The following is an 18,664-nucleotide window of genomic DNA, read 5'->3' on the forward strand; positions in this document are numbered from 1 at the left end:
TCCTCTCGTGACGGGTTTCTGGCGGTCCTCGTCCGTGATGGTGGTCCGGGTCGACGCCCACGACGGACCGGAACCGGACTCCCTGCCCCAGCGACCGTGATTCTCTGTCCCTGCGACCCGCCGGCCGACCCCGGCACTGCCGCCCAAAGGAGTCCGGCGACCGGACCGATCACCTCGGCCGGCCCGGGCGACGATCCGCTACGACCCCTCACCGCGCCACCAGCGCTTCTGCCAGCGGGAGTTCGCCGGTCAGGTCGGCGGCGACCAGTACGGGGGCACCCGCGCGCGCGGCGATGCGGTCCGCCAGTCGGTGCGCGCCGTACGCGCCCTGGGCCGTGTCCTGTGCGGCGAGAGCCGCGAGGACGTCGTCGGGCACCTCGAAGCCCTGTGCCGTGAGGCGCCGCCGGGTCAGCTCGGCGAGACCCGTGCCGGTCCAGGCGGGCAGGCGCAGGTACTCGGCGAACGCACCGGCCAGGTCGGCGCGGGTGCGCAGCAGTTCGCCCAGGCTCGGGGCACTGCCCGACAGCACCAGGACGGTGTCGTACGGGTCGCGGGTCGCCGTCTCCGCGGCCAGCGCGTCGAGGACCGCGTCACGCTCGGCGTCCGGCCGGGCCACGAACGCCGGACCGGCCTCCAGCAGGAGCAGGCCGCCGGCCGCGCGGCGGAACACGTCGGCGAGGAACGTGCGGGGCTGCGCCGCCCAGCGCGCCGGGACCTCCGAGAGCGACACGCACGTGAGCGCGCCGGACGGCAGGATGCCCAGCTCCCCCAGGTCTCTGCCGTACGCGGCGGCCACGGCCCGTCGTCCGCTGCCCGGCGCGCCCTCCAGGACGACGTCCGCGAGCCCGGCGGTGCCCTGACCGAGCTTCACCAGGGTGTGCAGCCGCGCGGCCAGCGCCTCGGCCACCGGGCCAGGACCACTGAGAGCGGCCAGGTGACGGGCGACGGGAGGCGGGGACGCCGAGGGCGCCTCGGGGACCGGTGCGGGAGGCGGCGGGGCGGCACGGGCCGTGGACGGCGGTGAGGGTTCCGGTGCGGGCGGCGGCGCCTGGGGGGCCGGGGTGACGTCGGCGGCGGTGAGCAGGCTCAGTTCGCTGTCGTGTCCCGGCGACTGGATGGCGAGCCGCGAGGCCTGGGCGCCGATCATCGACTCGAAGACCTGGCGGGCGACCCGGCCGTTGCCGAAGGTCGGTCCCTTGGGGACGGTTTCGAAGTAGCGGGACAGCGCGTCCACGGTGTCGTCGGACAGCTCGTAGTAGTGCTTGGCGCACAGACCCCGGACGATGGTGACCAGTTCCTCCGGGGAGTAGTTGGGGAACTCGATCGTGCGGGCGAAACGGGACGCCATACCGGGGTTGGAGGCGAGGAACCGGTCCATGTGCTCGGAGTAACCGGCCGCGATGACGACGATCTCGTCGCGGTGGTCCTCCATCATCTTCATCAGGGTCTCGACGGCCTCCTGCCCGAAGTCCGGCCCCGTGCCGCGGGACTGGTTGGTCAGGGTGTAGGCCTCGTCGATGAAGAGCACCCCGCCCAACGCCCGGTTGAAGACCTCCGTGGTCTTGATGGCGGTCCCGCCGATGATCTGGGCGACCAGGTCGGCGCGGGCGACCTCGACGATGTGCCCCTTGCCGAGGATGCCGAGTTCGGCCAGCACCGCGCCGTACAGCCGGGCCACGGTCGTCTTGCCGGTACCGGGCGGACCCGCGAAGACGAGATGGCGGCTCATCGGCGGCATCGGCAGGCCCATCTCGGTGCGCCGCTTGGTCACCTTGTTGAGGTTGATCAGCCCGGTGACCTCGAGCTTCACGCTCTCCAGACCGACCAGTGCCTCCAGTTCGGCCAGCGGCCCGGTCCCGGAACGGGGGACGTCCCTGCCCGCCGCCGGTCCCGCGTCCCCTCCCTCTTCCCCGGTCGTGTCACGGCCGGTCGACCGGGCCGCGCCGAGGTCCTCGCCGTCCCCGTCGAACCCGTGCTCCGCCCGGTCGGCCGGAGGATCGCCCGCGTTGTCCTGGAGCACACAGTTGCTGAGATCGGTGCGGGCGTCGGCGTGCGCGTCGACCCCACGGCCGCGAGCACCGGTCATCCGGCACCCGACCGCAGTGAACGAACCTCCCGCCCCGACCCGCACGGCGTCGCCCGGCGAACCGGTGAACTCGCAGTCGTGCGCGGTCAGTTCCGCGTCCGCACCGATCACCGCACCGCACTCGCGCAGCACGGAGCCGGACACGAACGCGCTCGCGGACCCGGCCAGCCCGAGTCCCGTCCCCCGGCCCGCTCCTTGGCCGGCCGGCCGCTCCCCGCCGCTCATCGCGATGTCGGCGCCCCGCAGGGTCACCCGTGCGCCGCCCTCGGCCCGGACCCCGGCGCCGATGGTGCCGGCGACGGTGAGCCGCTCCAGTTCCACCGTGCCGGAGTCGGCGACCTGCACCGCGGTGGTCGAGGCGTCCCGCACGACGAGCCCGGTGGCGCTGACGAGGGTCGCCGCGCCGGTGACATGGACGCCTACCGGGGTGCCGGTGACCGTGCAGTCCTCCAACCGGGGCCGGGCGCCACCTGTGGCCTGGATGCCGCTGCGGGCCGCGCCGGTGACCGCGCACCCGCGCAGGTGCGGTGCGGCGCCGTCGGCGATGTGTACGGACTGCCCGCCTGAGCCGGAGAACGCGCAGTCGGTGAGCGTGGTCTCGCCCCGGCTGGTCAGGTACGCGTCCAGCGCGCTGCTGCCCGTCACGGTCACCCGGAGCAGGGTGGCGCGCGCCTCCTGCTCCACGGCGACGGCGGGTTTGCCGCTGCCGGTGATCAGCGTGGCCTCGACCGTCGCCGAGGCGTTGCCGTTGACACAGACGCCGTTGCCCCGGGGGCGGTCGAGACGGCAGTCCCGTACGTCGAGACGGCCGTGCTCGGCGACCACGACCGCGGAGGATCCGGCCTCGGTGACTTCGGTGTCGGCCAGCACGTTGTCGCCGCGCGAGGTGACCACCACCCCAGCGCCGCGCGGGTTGGTGACCCGGCAGCCTCGGGCGACGAGGGTGCCCTCGTGCCAGGCCAGTACCGCCGTCCACGCCTCGCCCTCGATCCGGCAGCCGTCCAGCGCCGACTGCCCGCGCCGCAGGTCCAGGACCGGTGCCTCCCGGTCTGCGCCGGACAGGACCAGCCCGGACAGCTGGACCGCCTCGGTGTCCACCACGACCGTGCTGCCCGTGGACGCGTGGACCTGTACGGTCCCGGCGCCGCCCTCCGCGGCCAGGGTCACGGGCCGGACGATCTCCAGCGACTCCTCGTAGCGGCCGGGGGCGACCGTGATCAGCGCTCCCTCGGCGGCCTCGGCCAGTGCCCGCGCGATCGTACGGTGGGCGCCCGGTCGGTCCGGGGAGACCAGCAAGACCTGCCTGCTCACGGCTTGGCTCCTTCTGTGCGGACCGCACGGGGGGTCACGATCAGTCCGGGCGGATCGGCGCTCTCAGCCGCGGCGTCGGTGCCGGTCCGCTCCAGCGCGTCGAGGATCTTCTCCAGTCCCTTGACGGCGATCTCGTCGAACTTGGCGGGGATCTCGCGCCGACCGTCTTGGCTGCTGCGGCCTTCCTGGGTGGTACGGCTGTCCTGGGCGGTCTCGGACGGCGACAGCTCCCGCATCAGCACGACCGAACCCTCGGCGCGCAGCACCTTGAAGGCCGTGCCGGGCAGGAACAGCACCCGGTCGGGGACGGCGGGGTCCAGCGAACTGGTCCGCCGGGCGGTCATCGACCAGATCAGCACGTCGGTGGCGCCGCCGCCCTGCGGGCCCGGGTGCAACGACGTGCGGGCATGGCAGAACGCCCACTCGGTGGCCAGCCTGCCCTCGCGGTACCACGCACGCTCCGCGTCACCGAGGCGCGTGCGCAGCAGGGCCGGCCCCCGGTAGGACGGCAGCCGCCGCAGTCCCGCCGTGACACAGCGCGCCAACGGCACGTGCGGCCCGGCCACCGCCTCGCGGACGACCGCGTCGGCCTGACGACTGTCACCGGACAAGTACAGGCGTACGGCGACCAGATCGGTCAGCGCGTCCGCCACCTCGGTCCGGGACCCGCCACGCAGGCCCGGTGACTCGGACATCACCCGCGAGACGGAACCGGCCACGGCGTTGTACTGCTCGCTCAGCGTCCGCCGCAGCCACTCCCGCTCCTGCGCGATCCCCCGCTCCGGCGGCAGCGCACAGGCCGATGCCCGTGGCACGGGTTGCACCCGGACACCTGGCCCGGCGCCGGCACCACCGATGACGGGGGTGGTGCCGGGCGCCGGGCCGGTGCCCGTGGCGGCGGCCGGGGTGTCCGCGGCCACGGAGGTGCCCACGTCTCCGGCCACCGGGGGCTCCGGCTCGGGGGCGCCGGACTCCAGCCGAAAACGGGGGGCGATGGGCGGGGCGAGCCGCTGTGCGGGGGCGAGAGAGGGGGTGGGTGCGGGAGAAGAGGTGGGAGTGGGCGCGGAGTCGGGCTGTGGGGTCGGAGGTGCGGCGAGGGCCGAGGTCAGGACCGAGGCCGGGGGCGTCGACGGGGTCTCAGCCGGGATCGAGGTCGGAGCTGGGAGAGGCGTTCGCGGCGGCTCGGATGGCGGGTCGGGTACTCGTGCGGGGTCGGCCGCTGGTGTCGGGTCCGGGGTCTTGGGGGCCCTGGTACGGCGGGTGTTGCGGATCGTGGGGGCTTCTTCCAGATCCGCCGCGCCGGTGGTGGTGGGCTCCGGGGCAGGCAGGTGCGTCTCGCCGTCGTTGCGGACGGTGGGCGCCTCCGAGAGATCCGTGTCGTCGGAGGCGTCGGGGCTGGTGAGGCCCTCGGGGAGCTCTTCGGTGCTGGTCTGCCCGTGCGGCGCGCCGCCGCCGGACTCCGTGCGGATGGGCGGCGGGACCTGCGGGGACGGTACGCCGGAGGCGGGTTCTCGCTGCGGCGCCGGCCCCGGTGTGATCCCCGGCGTGTGGGTCGCGGAGGGCAGGTAGGTGGACTCGGCCGGGACGGGCAGGCCCTCGGGCTCCGCGTAGGGCAAGGCGTCGTACAGGGTGACCTGGTGATTGAGGACGTCGGCGAGGGCCTGGCCCGGTTCCTGGTCGGCAGGGGTGTCGAGGCTGCCGTGGAGGACGAACCGGGCTGCGGGGCGCACGCCGGGGAGCACGGTGTCCCAGAACCGCGCCACGTCGTCGAGGGCGAGCGGTGGGGTACCGGGGCTGCCGAGGACCAGCAGGAAGAGGTGCGGGTCGGTAGGGACGGTTTCGACCGCGCGATCGTGACGGACGGCCAGTGGGTCGTGGTCGGCGTGGCGCAACCACACCCCCGCCGGCACCGGTTGGGCGACGGTGTGGGCGCCGGCCGGACCGGTGCGGGTCGGTGCGGTGAACTCCCAGTGCGGTTTGGGGTAGCGCTGCGCCTCGGGCTCGGGGTCGCGGCCCGGCCGGAACCTCAGCCAGGCGGCACCGTCGTCACCCGGTACGAACAACCCGCCGGTGACGGTCGGGACGAGGTCGCCGTCCGGGGCGAGCACCTCGCGTTCGAGGCGTTCGGCCAGGAGGCGGCAGGCGGTGCGGATGTCGTCGCCGTTGCCCCGGCCGAAGACCAGGCGCGGGCTGCCGTGCCGGGGGGACGACAGCAGCCGGGCCACCCCCTCCCACTCCGTGACGAGGGCGTCGGCGGGCAGGTCCACCACGACGAGGGTGTGGAGCGGGTCCTCGGTAATGCCGGAGGCGAACGCGGCGGCCCGGTCGTCGTATCCGCCCTTGGGATGGATGAGCAGGACGTCGCCCACAGGTGTCGAGCGAAGGCGGAGCCGGGCCATCGGGTTCAGTCCTTCGCGGCGGCGGCGCGGCTGAGTACCGGACCGTCCGGGACGAGGGCGAGGACGCCCGCCGGCAGCGTGAGCCGGTGCTTGGTGTCGCCGAACCCGAGGGCCCGCGCGGCGTCGGTGTCGGCGATGCGGTACTTCAGGCCCTGCTCGGTGATCAGGTACTCGGTGCGCCCGCTGTCCGGGACGGCCAGGACACCGCCGCCGGCCGGCAGGACGATTCCGCCGCTCTCCGAGGCGGCCATGGTGATCCGGGCCCGGCCGTCGGCGAGATCGGTCACGCAGACGGTGCCGCCTTCCAGCGGACGGACACGGGTCAGGTCCGGCACCCGGCCGGTCGTGGCGTGTTCGGCCGAGACCGGGGCCACGGCGATGTCCGCCTGTCCGACCTGACGTGGAGCAGGGGCACCGGGGCGGGCGGCGAGCAGCGCGTACTCGGTGGCGTTGACGAGGGCGAGCCCGTCCGAGCGCATCACGTAGTAGTGCTCGGCGCTGCCCGTGGTGGTGCGGAAGACCTGGCCGACCACGGTGCTCTGTCCGGCGACCTTGGCGGCGGCCTTGCCCGCGCCGGACGGCACGGGCCCGGCGAGCGCGGTGCCGGTGGGAACGGCGGCGAGCCAGTCGGCGGTGGCGGGCAGGGCCGTCTCGTCGTCCAGGCCGAGGGCGATCAGCGTCGGGGTGCCGGGGACCGGGTACTTGACGCCGCTGAGCAGCAGATACCGGGTACTGCCCGGCCCGCGGAGCAGTACCTGTCGATCAGCGGGCAGCGCGGCGAGCGCCGTCACGGAGCTGCCGAAGACGAGGCTCTGCCCCTGGCCGGCGGAGTCCTTCGCCTTGGTCCCCTTCGTCGTGGCCGCGGTGCCGTCCGCTCCCTGCCCCGGCAGGCAGCGCGCCCAGGCTCCGGTCGCCAGAGCGGACGCGTCCGGCACGGTGTCCGGCGCGCCCTGGATGCCGACGGGGGTGCCGTGCGGAACTCCGGCCAGGGACGTGGCGGACACCGTCTCGGGTGCGGTCCGCGCCCCCGCGATGAGCAGTGCGGAGGCGTAGTTGCGCACAGGGCGCAGCTCGCCGTTCGCGTAGACGTAGCGGTTGCCGGTGTCCTTCTCCAGGACGATCGTGCCGTCCTTGCGCCAGTCGTCCTTGGCGACGGGCGAGATCAGGCCGTACACCCCGTACCCGGCGCACAGCAGGACGACCAGGCCCACTCCGAAGACCGAGCCGAGTGCGGAGCGCCGGGTGGGGCTGTCGCCCCGGCCGGGGTCGCCGCTGACGAGGGCGGAGGCGAGGCGCCCCATGGCGAACTGGTAGGCCTGCACGTGATCGCGTCGTGTCTGCATGGGTGCCGCTCCTAGCCCGCGAGGCCGCGGAAGTAGGTGTAGGCGTGCAGCACTTGGAGCAGCAGCGGCAGCAGCGCGATCGCCGTGACCGTCTCCAGCAGGTCACCGAGGTGTCCCCACACCGGCAGCAGCCGAGCCCGCGGGAGCCGCCAGGCGCCGACGAGCAGCAGCAGCGCGGCGGCCAGCAGCGCCGCGAGGACGGAGGCCCGGCCGACGGGGCCGGTGGGTGCGACCCGGACGATGAGCACGAGCCCGAGGCCGTAGGCGCCGGCCAGCACGGCCGGGACCCGCTGGAGGGTGCCGTTGGTGCCTCGCGCGCGGAGCAGGACGGCGAGGCTGAGGCAGAGGGGAAGGAGCCAGCCCGTCCAGCCGTGTTCGCGGTCGGCGAGCAGCCACAGGGCCACCGCCCACACCAGCGCGGAGGAGATGCCGATCGCGTCGAGGCAGGCGGTGGCCACGGTGACGCGGCCGGTCACCCGCTCACCGGGTTCGGGCTCGATGTCCTGCTGGAGTTCCTCGGCGTCGTGCGGGAGTTGGGGCACGCGCAGCCGTGCGGTGCGCAGGGCCAGCCGGGGGGCGAGGTGGCCGAGGACGAACAGGCCGACCGCGACCACCGAGGCGGCCTGGAAACCGTGGAGTCCGGCGGTCTCGGCGAGGCCGGCCCCGACGGCGGCGGCGACCGCGGTGAGCAGGACGGTCCCGGGTACGACCAGGGGCAGTGCTCCGAGGGCGAGCAGCCCGCCGGCCAGGGCGACCACGCATCCGGCGGCCACGAGGATTCCGGTGGTGCCGGGGGCGAAGCCGCCGGACGGGCCCTCGCGCAGGGTCGTGCCGGCCAGTGCGGCGAAGCCGAACGCGCCGACGCCCGCGACGAGGATCGCGCCCGGGACGGCGTGCATACGGGCGGCGCTCGCGCAGCCCGCGGCCAGCACCAGCGCGATCGCTCCGGCGGTCACGGCGGTGAGCGGGCCGGGGCCCGCGCCGAGCAGCGCGGCGGCGAGCGCGGCCAGCGCCAGGCTGGCCAGGGCGAGGCCGAGTTTGCGGGTGAGTTCGGGGCGCCAGCGGCCTGGTCCTGAGCCGACGGTGTGGGCGACGCCGTCGGAGACGTCGTCGAAGTGCAGGGCGGGCAGCGCCGCCTCGGCCGGACGCAGGTGCAGGACGTCGCCGTCGCGCAGCCCGGCGCTCTCGGGGGTCGCCTCGGGGTCGAGGGGGTCTTCGCCGAGCCGTTGCAGGGTCCAGGGGGTGCCCTGGGTGTCGGGTCCCCCGGCGGTGTGGCGCAGCAGCACCGGCAGCAGGGCGGAGACGGGGGTGGTGACGGGGACGGCGAGGTCGGCGCGGCCGTCCGGTGCCTCCACGGTGAGGCGGCAGACCTCGGCAGTCCGGGCGGGCAGGGGTACGGCGGTGGTCATCGTGCTCCTGTGGGGAGGGGGGCCGCCGACACCAGGCCGGTCTGGACGAGCTGGACGGTGCGGCGGGTGACGAGCTGGGCGCGGCCCGCGGGCAGGGTGCGGGGCTTGGCCTCGCCGATGAACTTGCCCTCCTCCTTGGGGTAGGAGAACAGCAGTGCGGGGTTGCCCAGCTCCCACATCCGGCGGATCAGCGGGTCCATGACGGACCGCATGGCGCCGGAGGTGGAGCGGGCGACGACCATGTGCAGTCCGATGTGCGCGCCCTGCGCGAGCAGGGGCACCAGCGGCAGCATCGGTGACGGGGTGCCGGGCGCGCCGGAGAAGAGGTCGTAGTCGTCGACGAGGACGAACAGCAGCGGTCCGGTCCACCAGTCGCGCTTCTCCAGCTGCTCCGGGGAGACATCGGTGCCGGGCTGTCGTTTGGCGACGGACACGGCGGCGCTGTCGGCGAGTTTGCCGAGCGCGTCGCTGTCGACGACGTATCCGACGCGGTACTCGTCCGGTACGTCCTTGAGGAGTCCGCGGCCGGGGTCGGCCAGCAGGATCCTGGCCTCCTCGGGCCGGTAGCGGGTGGTGATGGCTCGGATGGCCAGCCGCAGCGCGTTGGTCTTGCCGGTCTCGCCGTCGCCGTAGACCAGCAGGTGCGGGGTGGCGCCGAAGTCGTGCCAGACGGGGGCGAGGCGTTGCTCGTCCCAGCCAACGCAGAACTTCAGGTCGCGCGTGTCGGCCGGCGCGGGCAGCCTGCGGGCGTCGAGTCTCGTCGGCAGCAGGCGTACGCCAGGAGCCCGGGGGCCGGTCCAGAAGGTGTCGATCTCGGCGACCGCGGCCTTGGTGGCGGCCGTCAGGTCGTCGGTGCGCGAGGAGCTGTCGAGGCGGGGCAGTGCGGACAGGAAGTGGTGTCCGGAGCTGGTCAGTCCGCGTCCCGGCCGGTGCGGGACGCCGGCTGCCGCGCGGGAGCCGACCTCGGACTCCATCGAGTCGCCGAGCCGCAGTTCGAGTTTGGTGCCGAGCATGTCCCGCAGCCGGGGCCGCACTTCGGACCAGCGCACCGCGGAGGCGACGATGTGCAGCCCGAACGACAGGCCGCGCGCGGCGAGTTCCATGATCCGCCGTTCGAGGTCCTCGTAGTCCTGGCGGAGCGTGGCCCAGCCGTCGACCACGAGGAACACGTCGCCGAAGGGGTCGTCGATCGTGCCGTCCGCGCGCAGCGCCCGGTAGGCGGCCATCGATTCCAGGCCCCGGGAGGTGAACAACTGCTCGCGCTGTTCCAGGAGTTGGGTGAGTTCTTCGACGGTGCGCAGGACCCGGTCGCGTTCCAGTCGGGTGGCCACGGAGCCGACGTGCGGGAGTCCGGCGGTGGAGACGAGACCGCCGCCGCCGAAGTCGAGGCAGTAGAACTGGACTTCGGCGGGCGTGTGGGTCAGGGCCAGCGACAGCATCAGGGTGCGCAGCAGGGTGGACTTGCCGGTCTGCGGTGCGCCCACCAGGCCGAGATGGCCGTCGGCGCCGGACAGGTCGGCGACGAGCAGTTCGCGGAGCTGCTCGAACGGGCGGTCCACCATGCCCAACGGGACGCGCAGCGCGCCCTGGACGCGAGGATCGGCGGCGCCCATGCCGCGGTCCGGGTCGGGCACGATGCCGGGCAGCAGCTGGTCAAGGCCGGGTGACTCGGACAGCGGGGAGAGCCAGACCTGCCGGGCGGGCGGACCACTGTCCTCCAGCCGTCCGACGAAGACCTCCAGCAGGCTGTCCTCGCCGCCGTCACCGCCGTCCTGCTCGGGTCCGGCGCCGACGCCCTGGTCGCGTAGGGCCTCCTCGGCCAGCGACACGAGCCGGGCGGCCTCCTCCGTCTCGCGGTCCGCGGCCGGCGGTCCGTGTCGCTCCAGTCCGAAGGCGGTCACTTCTCGGGCCGCGGCCGTCCGGTGCGCCGTCTCCTCGGGGCCGGCCGGTGCGGGCGCCGCTCCGGAGACGTAGGCGGCCTTGAACCGGACGAGGTTGGTGGTGTCGACCTTGAGGTAGCCGTTGCCGGGGGCGGACGGCAGTTCGTAGGCGCTGGAGGTGCCGATCACGCTGCGCGACTCCATCGAGGAGAAGGTGCGCAGGGCGAGCCGGTACGAGAGGTGGCCCTCGACGCGGTGGATGCGGGACTCGTCCAACCGCTGGGAGGCCAGCAGGAGATGGACGCCCAGGCTGCGGCCGAGCCGCCCGATGGAGACGAACAGTTCCACGAACTCCGGCTTGCTGGCAAGCAGTTCGGAGAACTCGTCGACGATGACCAGCAGCGAGGGCAGCGGAGCCAGGGTGCTCGCGCCGGCGGCGCGTGCCTTCTCGTACTCGAAGAGCGAGGCGTATCCGGCCTCCCGCAGCAGTTCTTGACGGCGGATCATCTCGCCGTTGATGGAGTCCCGCATGCGGTCGACGAGGTGGAGTTCGTCGGCGAGGTTGGTGATGACGGCGGAGGTGTGCGGCAGCCGGTCCATGTTGAGGAAGGTGGCGCCGCCCTTGAAGTCCACCAGGACCAGGTTCAGGATCTCGGAGGAGTGGGTGGCGGCCAGGCCGGTGACGAGGGTGCGCAGCAGTTCGCTCTTGCCGGAGCCGGTGGCGCCGATCAGCAGGCCGTGCGGGCCCATGCCGCCCTGTGCGGACTCCTTGAGGTCCAGCTCGACGATCTCGCCGTCCTCGGTGACGCCGATCGGCACCTTGAGCCGGGCGTCCTGGGCCAGCCGAGGACGCCACTTGGCGGCGACGTCGAAGGCGCGTACGTCACGGATGCCGAGCATGGTGGCCAGGTCGAAGTCGGATTCCAGGGGCCGGTCGACCAGGTCGACGCCGCCGCCGGTACGCATCGGGGCGAGGGCCCGGGCCAGTTGCTCGGCCTCGACGGGGCCGAGCCGGTCGGCACGGCCGCTGACGTTCTCGGTGCCGCTGGGGAAGCCCACCTCGCCGGCGCGGACCGTGAGCCGCAGCACCTTGGGTCCGCCGGGCATCGCGCCGGTGAGGTCGAGCAGCACCACCCCGCGTATCCCGGCGCCCAACAGCCTTGAGGTGGCGGGCAGTTGTACGCCCTGGGCGACGATGACCGTGAAGGGCTCGGCGACGCTGGGCGAGGAGGTGACGTCGTGGTCGGGACGGTCGCGGACATCGGGCCCGAGCAGATCGAGGAGTTCGTCGTGATCGCCGGCAGCCAGCCGCACCGCTCCGGCCGCGTCCTCCTCCGCCGGGTGGGCGTTGTGCGGCAGCCACTTGAGCCAGTCCCAGTCGTGGTGGGCCGCCTCGTCGCCGAGGACCGCCACCCGCAGTTCGTCCGGGGAGTGGAGGACCGCCAACTGACCGAGCAGCGCGCGGGCGAGAGCCACCGCCTCCTCGATCTCCCCGGTGAACTCGACGCTGGTGAAGCGCTGGAGGGAGACCGGCACCGGCAGCAGGGGCACGGTCTGGTGGGCCTTGGTGAACCGGCGCAGCGAGATCGCGCACAGCGGTTCCAGGTCCTCCACCGGCTTGGTCTGCGGCGGCAGGAACTCCAGTGCGGCGCGACGGGTCGCGAGACCGATGCGGATCCGGCCGAAGTCCTCGTGCCCGGGCCTGCGTTCCCACAGGCGGGGGCCGGCCGCGAGCGCCCACAGGTCGGACGGGTCGGGGTTGTCCCACAGCAGCGCGGCCCGCTGGTCGTCGGCCGCCTGCCGGGCCTGTGCACGCTTCTGGGCGAGGTAGCGCAGATAGTCCCGGCGTTCGGCGCGCATGCGGCGGCGTCGGTCCGCGCCGGGCCTGCCGATCTGGGTCAGCGTCATGCTGATCATGGCGACGCCCATCATCCCGGTCATCATGTACATGGACGGACCGCCGCTGCCGACCGAGTACATCAGCACCATGGCGCCTGCACCCAGGCCCATCGGCAGGTATGTCATGACCGAGCCGAAGTCGGCGGTGGCCGGTTCGCCGAGCACCGGGGGCTCGGCGAGTTCCACCTGCCCCTCCGGCATCGGGGGACCTTCGGCACGCGGCGAGCGCTTGGCGACGACGGTGCTCAACGTGCTCTCTTCTCTGCTTCTGCTGGCGTTCCCGCAACGGGATCCACGACCGGATCCGCGCGTGGAGCGTAGGCAGAGGGTCGCCCGCGACCGTGACGTACGGGCGGATGTCCGCCCGCGCGGGCAGCGAAGCCTGGCCGCAGGGGCAGCTTCGCCAAGTACACGCCAAGTCGGCCTTAAGGCCGCCCGGTGACGATCGCCGCCCGCCCGTCCAGGGCGACGGTCCGCGCCCGGAAGGAAAGCAAGAACGTTGGGAACGATCTCGATAGCAGTCCTGGCCAGTGACCCGATCACCGGTGAGGGGGCCGTCTGGTGCCTGCGCAGGTATCCGGATCTGACGGTGCTGCCGCAGGAGGAACACCGCAACGCGGACGTGGCGCTCCTGATCACGCCGGACGTCACCGAGGACACCATGCTGCTGATGGAGTCGGTGGCCGAGCGCTCGACCCGTCCCGGCCCGGGCATCGTGCTGGTCACCGGGCACATCGGGGAGGCCCATCTGCTGCGGGCGGTCCGGTTCGGCCTGCGCGGGGTGATGTGGCGTCAGGACACCACGTACGACAAGGTCGTGGAGTCCGTGCGCGCGGTGGCCGAGGGCGGGGCGGCGCTGCCGCACCCGGTCCAGGGGCAGCTCCTCGACCATCTCATGACGGTCGAGCGCGACGTGCTGGGGCCGTTGGGGCTGACCGCGTCCGGCCTGGAGACCCGCGAGGTCGATGTGCTGCGGCTGCTGGCCGAGGGGCTGGAGACGACCGAGATCGCCCAGAAGCTGAACTACTCGGAGCGCACCATCAAAAGCATCGTCAGCGTCATGATGAACCGGCTCGGCCTGCGCAACCGCACCCACGCGGTCGCGTACGCGCTCCGCACAGGGACGCTGTAGCCGGTCGGAAACCGTGCGAGGGGTACGGCACCCCGGTCGTCCGGTCCGCAGGGGAAGGGTTTGCGGTCCGGCGGGGCAGAACCGACGCCTTCCGGCGGGTGTCCACGACCGGCGCCCCTAACGTCGCCCGCCGGGGAACATCGAGTACGCAGACGGGCAGGCAGACATGGAGCACACAGCGGGGCAGCCGGAGACACCGGAGGAGCCGGCCCTCTGGGAACGGCCGCTGCCGTGGCTTCGGGAGACCGAGCCGACGTCCGGGCCGGGGGACGCGTCGGAGGAGGAGCCCGTGTCGCCCTCCGAGGACGGTTCCGCTCCTGACGGCGTGAGCACACCCGACGGCACACCGGCGACCGGGACGGCCTCCGACCCCGCGCCGGGCACGGACGAGACCTCCTCCGCGCCGGGCACGCTGTTCCGGCCGAGGACGAGGCGGTCGGACGACCCGACGCCCGCGTCCGCTCCCGCCTCCAGCCCCGCGGCCGAGCCCGCCGCACCGGGCGGACTGTTCCGCCCGAGGGCGGCACGGCCGGACAGCCCGACGCCCGCTCCGGCATCCCCCACCGCACCCGAACCTGCCGCACCCGGCGGGCTGTTCCGCCCCAGGGCGGCACGGCCGGCCGAGCCCGCGCCCGCCGCGGCATCGGTGGCCACCACTGCGGCCGAGCCGCCTGCCGAGGAAGCGTCCGCCGCGCCGGGCTCGCTGTTCCGGCCGCGCACGACGGGGTCGGGTGACTCCGGCGGACAGCGCGGAACGGGTGCCGGGGACGTGCGCCCGGAGCGGAGCGCGCGAGTGGTCGGTGTCGCGGTCGCCGGCTGTGCCCTGCTGGTCATCGGGATCGGCAGCGCCGCGTTCATCTCGATGCCGGACCACGACGACTCCGGTCCGCGGGCGGCGAGCGTCGGCGACGGCGCCGTCCCGCAGCTCACGGCGGGCGGCTCGGTGGGGCAGACCGGCTCCCCCTCGGGCAGCGGCCGGCCGGCCCACCGTACGAAGGGGTCGAAGGCCGGTACGGACAAGGGCCCGCACGCCGAGGGGAGTTCGTCCCCGGTGGCGGATGCCGCGCACCCCGACAAGGCGTCCGGCACCAAGGCGGCCCACGCCGCCGACGCCGACGCACAGAGCGGGACCGGATCGGGCAGCACGACCACGAAGACCCCGACGTCGAAGCCGGCCGCTGCCGGTGCTGCCGGCGCTGCCGGCGACGAGCTCGTCGGTTACGGATCGTCGAAGTGCATCGAGGTGAGCGCCCATTCCGGTGTGGACGGCTCCCCGCTGCGGCTGTGGGGATGTGACGGCGACGCCTGGCAGAAGTGGGTGTTCAAGTCCGACGGCAGCGTGCGGTCCATGGGCCTGTGCCTGGACATCGCGAACGCCTCGGAGTCCGACGGCGCGGCCATCCAGCTGGCCACCTGCAACGGCGGCTGGGCCCAGCGCTTCAACCTCAACGGCTCCCACGACCTGGTCAACACCGTGATCGGCAAGTGTGTGGACGCCAAGGACTCGGGCACCGGCAACGGCACCCGGCTCCAGCTGTGGACCTGCGGGGGGACGTCCAACCAGAAGTGGCACCTGGGCTGATCCCCGCCGCCGTCACGTCACCTCCGGGCGGCCCGCTCCTGCGAGGCGGCCCGCGCCGCCTCCGCGAGGTGCCGCGAGCCCCATCGCCGCGCCACGTCCTCGGCGCGGGCGAACTGCCGTAGCGCCTCGTCCTCGTCGCCCAGAAGCCGGTGCAACTCCCCCAGGGAGTGGGCGAAGGGGCGGGTGGCGAAGGAGACGCTGGCGGCGCCGGCCAGCTGGGTGCGCAGCGGCCGCAGGAGCGGGATCAGCTCCCGCGCGGTGGTCATGTCACCCAGCAGGAAGGCGAGTTCGGCCCGGAGCGACAGGGCGATGCCGTACAGGTGGTCGGGGACGACGGGGACCACGGTCGGAGTGTGCCCGCCCAACAGGTGGGCCTGTGCGTGCTCGCCCTGCCGGGCGAGCGCGACACCGAGGGCGAGTTCGGCGATGGGCACCGATCCGGGCAGAAGGGACCGCAGCAGGGGCTCGGCCGCACGCGGACGGTCCTGGCCGAATCGCACCGACGTCAGCCCCACGACGTACACGAAGTCGCCGAACGGCGAGCCGTGGTAGCGCAACCGGTCGCGTACTTCCGTGTAACCGGCCTCCGACTCGGCGAAGCGGCCCTCGACGTGCGCCAGCATGGCGAGGGTCAGCAGGTTGATCGCCTCGGCCTCCACCAGGCGGTGCCGTCCGGCGATCGCCCGCCCGTCCCTGGTGTGCCGGCGAACCCTCTCGACGTCGTTGCGGGCCCCGGCCGCCATGGCCCCGGTGTGCTCGCGCACCCAGTTGTTGGCGGGCAGGTCGTGTGCGTAGCCGAGGACGCGCAACTCCGCCGCCAGCAACGCGCGGCGGTCCGAGAACCCCTCCGGCTTCACCGCGGCCGCCACCGTCAGCGCGGAGGAGAGCAGCAACGGATCCCCCACGGCCCGGGCCACGACCAGTCGGCGATCGGCCTCGGAACTCTCCTCCGCCGCTCCCCCACCGCACGCGTCCGCCGCGCCCATCGACTCCACGCCGTGGTGCGCGACCTGCGGCCCCGTGGCCTTCCTCTCTCCTTCGGGGCGTACGGCGGGTGCGCCGCCCCTCGTGTGGCGGGGCAGGTCGTCCGCAACGGCCGGCGGCAGGATGCCGAGGACGGCCGGATCCAGGTCCGCACGGGCCGTCAGGACGTCGACGAACGCGTCGATCGCCGCCGGTTCGGCGAGCCCCTGCGGCCCGCTCAGGGCGGGCCCCTGTCCGCCCCACACGCCGAGCGCCGCCGCGACCAACTCGTCGTGCCCGACGCCCTCGGCCGCCTCCAAGGCGCGCTGCCGGGTGTGCCGTGCCGCCACGATCGCTCCGGCCCGTATCTCGGCCCGCAGCAGGCGGCCGTACAGCGCTACCAGCCGCCCGGAGCGGCCGTTCACCGTGGCACCGTCCGCGTCGGCGGGGATCAGCGCGAAGGACTCGATGGCCTGGGTGAGCAACTGGACCGCCGTGTCGTGGGCATAGCGGCGCTCGGCCTGGTCGGCCGCGCCGAGCGAGTACGCGACGGCGAGCGACGCGGTCTGTTTGCTCGCGGCCCGGGCGAAGTGGTGCGCGAGGGCGGCGAGGTCGTCCGGACGGCGTCTGCGCAGCACCTCGGCGAGCCGGGCGTGCAGTCGGGCCCGGCGCACGCCGATGAGGTCGGTGTACAGGGTGTCGCGGACCAGCGCGTGCGCGAACCGGACCACGCCGGGCGCCGGTTCGGTCAGCAGCCCGGCCACCACACCCGCCTCGACGGCGTCGAGCACGGCGTGCTCGTCGTGCCGCGTGGGGTCCGCGGCCTCCACGAGGACGCAGATCTCTATCTCGCGGCCCACCACGGAGGCCAGTTGGAGGACGGCCAGCGCACCCTCGGGCAACTGCCGCAGCCGACGCCGCAGCACGTCACGCACGCCCTGCGGGACCTCGGACACCGCCACCAGGGCGCCCTCGCTGGCGAGCAGCCGCGCGCTCTCCCGGACGTAGAAGGGGTTGCCGTCGGTCCGGTCGGCGAGCGCGCCGATGGTCGCCGCGTCGACCTGCTTCCCGCACACCGCCCTGACCAGGGCGTCCACATCAGGTAAGGGCAGTCCGCCGAGGGCCAGCCGGTACGGCGAGCGGTGGGCGAGTGCGGCGAGCGTCTTCGTCAGCCTCTCCCCCGCGTCGGCCGGGCGGTACGCGGCGATCGCGAGTACCGGCGATCCGATCAGCTCGGCGGTCCTTTCCAACAGGGCCAGCGTCTCGCCGTCGGCCCGGTGCAGGTCGTCCACGACCACGGCCAGGGGTGCGTCCGCGGCGGCCTCCCGCAGCCAGGTGCTGAACGCCCGGTGCAGCCGGAACCGTCCGACGGACGCCGTGTCGTCCCGTCCCGGGAATCCCTCCGCCATATCGCCGCCGGGCGCGGACTCGCCCTCTTCGCGTTCGCCGTAGCCGGCCTCCTGGAGCAGGGCGCCGAGCGCGGCCGGGTCGGTGGGAGGGGTCCGGCGGGCGAGCGCGCCGAGCGCCTCCACCCAGGCCCAAGCGGAGGGGGCGCCGTCGAACTCGGGGCAGCGGCCGACCACGACGGTCCAGCCCTGCTCCCGCAGCCGCCGCTGGTACCGACCGAGCAGCGCCGACTTGCCGGCCCCGGCGTCGCCGGTCACCAGGACCACACCGCCGCCCCGCCGGGCCTCGCGCGCCACTTTCTCCAAGGCCCGCAGTTCGTCGTCCCGGCCCACGAACAGCTCGTCGTCCGGCAGGACGACGCCCACCTGATCCCCCACTCCGCCGGACGGCGCACCCCGATCCGGCGCCGACGAGTCGGTCACCACCGGTTCCAGGGCTTCCGGCGTCGCTGCCTCCGCCGGTACCGCCGCACGCAGGAACTCGGTGCGCCCCGCCAGCACGGCCCCCTCCAGCTCGGCCAGCGCGCCGCCGAACCCCAGGCCGAGTTCGGCGGCCAACACGCCTGCCGCCCGCCGCAGTTCGGCCACCGCGTCGGCGCGGCGTCCACTGGCCCAGAGCCCGAGGGCCAGCAGCCGCCAGCCCTCCTCGCGCAGCGGGTGCTCCCGTACGAGCGCCTCGGCCGCCGGCACCGCCTCCCGCGCGGCTCCCGTGGCGAGGGTCGCGGTGATCGCCATCTCCCGTGCCGTCAGGTGCAGTTCGTTCAGCCTGGCGGCCTCGGCCGACGCCCACTCCTCGTCCGCCCACTCGCCGTACGCCGCTCCGTGCCACCACCCGAGCGCCTCCTCCAGCAGCCGCCGGGCCTCTGCCCCGCGGGCCCTGCGAGCCCGCCGTACCGCCGCCTCGAACCGCCAGGCGTCGACCGCGTCCTCGGGCAGCCGCAGCGCGTACCCGGGCGGGGCACTGACCAGGACGCCGGCCGGGGTGCGGGGCGGTCGGCCGGGTTCGAGCGCGCGCCGCAGGTTGGACACGTAGACATGCAGGGAGGCCGCCGCCTTCTCCGGGGGCCGCCCCCGCCACAGACGGTCGATGAGTCCGTCGACGGACACCACACGACCCCGGTCGGCCAGCAGGAGGGCGAGGACGGCCCGCTGCCGGGGACCTCCCAGGTTGACCGGCGCACCGTCGATGTCCGCGCCGATGGTTCCCAGGATCTTCACGTTGAGCATGACCCGTCAATCTACAGCCCTGACTCC

General features: G+C 74.1%; 8 protein-coding genes. 2 read left to right on the forward strand and 6 right to left on the reverse strand.

Going from position 1 to position 18,664, the window contains the following annotated elements:
• Positions 1-208: 208 nt before the first annotated feature.
• Genes OHT77_RS01955 through eccCa form a run of 5 tightly spaced genes read right to left on the reverse strand, consistent with a single transcriptional unit; the run spans position 209 to position 12,576 of the window.
• Positions 209-3,397: a right-handed parallel beta-helix repeat-containing protein gene (locus OHT77_RS01955; protein WP_328826152.1), complete on the reverse strand. Its 3,189-nt coding sequence runs from the start codon at positions 3,395-3,397 to the stop codon at positions 209-211.
• Positions 3,394-5,796, reverse strand: coding sequence for a hypothetical protein (locus tag OHT77_RS01960; protein ID WP_328826153.1), 2,403 nt, complete (start codon positions 5,794-5,796; stop codon positions 3,394-3,396). Before OHT77_RS01960 ends, OHT77_RS01955 begins: the two co-directional genes overlap by 4 nt.
• A 5-nt stretch (positions 5,797-5,801) precedes the next feature.
• Positions 5,802-7,139, reverse strand: a complete 1,338-nt coding sequence (gene eccB, locus OHT77_RS01965; protein WP_328826154.1) for a type VII secretion protein EccB — start codon at positions 7,137-7,139, stop codon at positions 5,802-5,804.
• An 11-nt stretch (positions 7,140-7,150) separates the two neighbouring features.
• Positions 7,151-8,548: a type VII secretion integral membrane protein EccD gene (eccD, locus tag OHT77_RS01970; protein WP_328826155.1), complete on the reverse strand. Its 1,398-nt coding sequence runs from the start codon at positions 8,546-8,548 to the stop codon at positions 7,151-7,153.
• Positions 8,545-12,576: a type VII secretion protein EccCa gene (gene eccCa, locus OHT77_RS01975; RefSeq protein ID WP_328826156.1), complete on the reverse strand. Its 4,032-nt coding sequence runs from the start codon at positions 12,574-12,576 to the stop codon at positions 8,545-8,547. The genes eccD and eccCa overlap by 4 nt, the downstream gene beginning before the upstream one ends.
• Positions 12,577-12,826: 250 nt before the next feature.
• On the opposite strand from eccCa, the gene OHT77_RS01980 reads away from it, so the two are divergent.
• Positions 12,827-13,459, forward strand: coding sequence for a response regulator transcription factor (locus OHT77_RS01980; RefSeq protein ID WP_328826157.1), 633 nt, complete (start codon positions 12,827-12,829; stop codon positions 13,457-13,459).
• 166 nt (positions 13,460-13,625) lie between these two features.
• Positions 13,626-15,041: a ricin-type beta-trefoil lectin domain protein gene (locus tag OHT77_RS01985; protein ID WP_328826158.1), complete on the forward strand. Its 1,416-nt coding sequence runs from the start codon at positions 13,626-13,628 to the stop codon at positions 15,039-15,041.
• 17 nt (positions 15,042-15,058) lie between these two features.
• On the opposite strand, the gene OHT77_RS01990 is transcribed toward OHT77_RS01985, so the two are convergent.
• A complete protein-coding gene (locus OHT77_RS01990; RefSeq protein ID WP_328826160.1) occupies positions 15,059-18,637 on the reverse strand; it encodes a BTAD domain-containing putative transcriptional regulator in 3,579 nt (1,192 codons plus the stop codon).
• Positions 18,638-18,664 lie beyond the last annotated feature (27 nt).

Origin of the sequence: Streptomyces sp. NBC_00252 (genome assembly GCF_036187565.1) — a bacterium.
Lineage (GTDB): Bacteria > Actinomycetota > Actinomycetes > Streptomycetales > Streptomycetaceae > Streptomyces.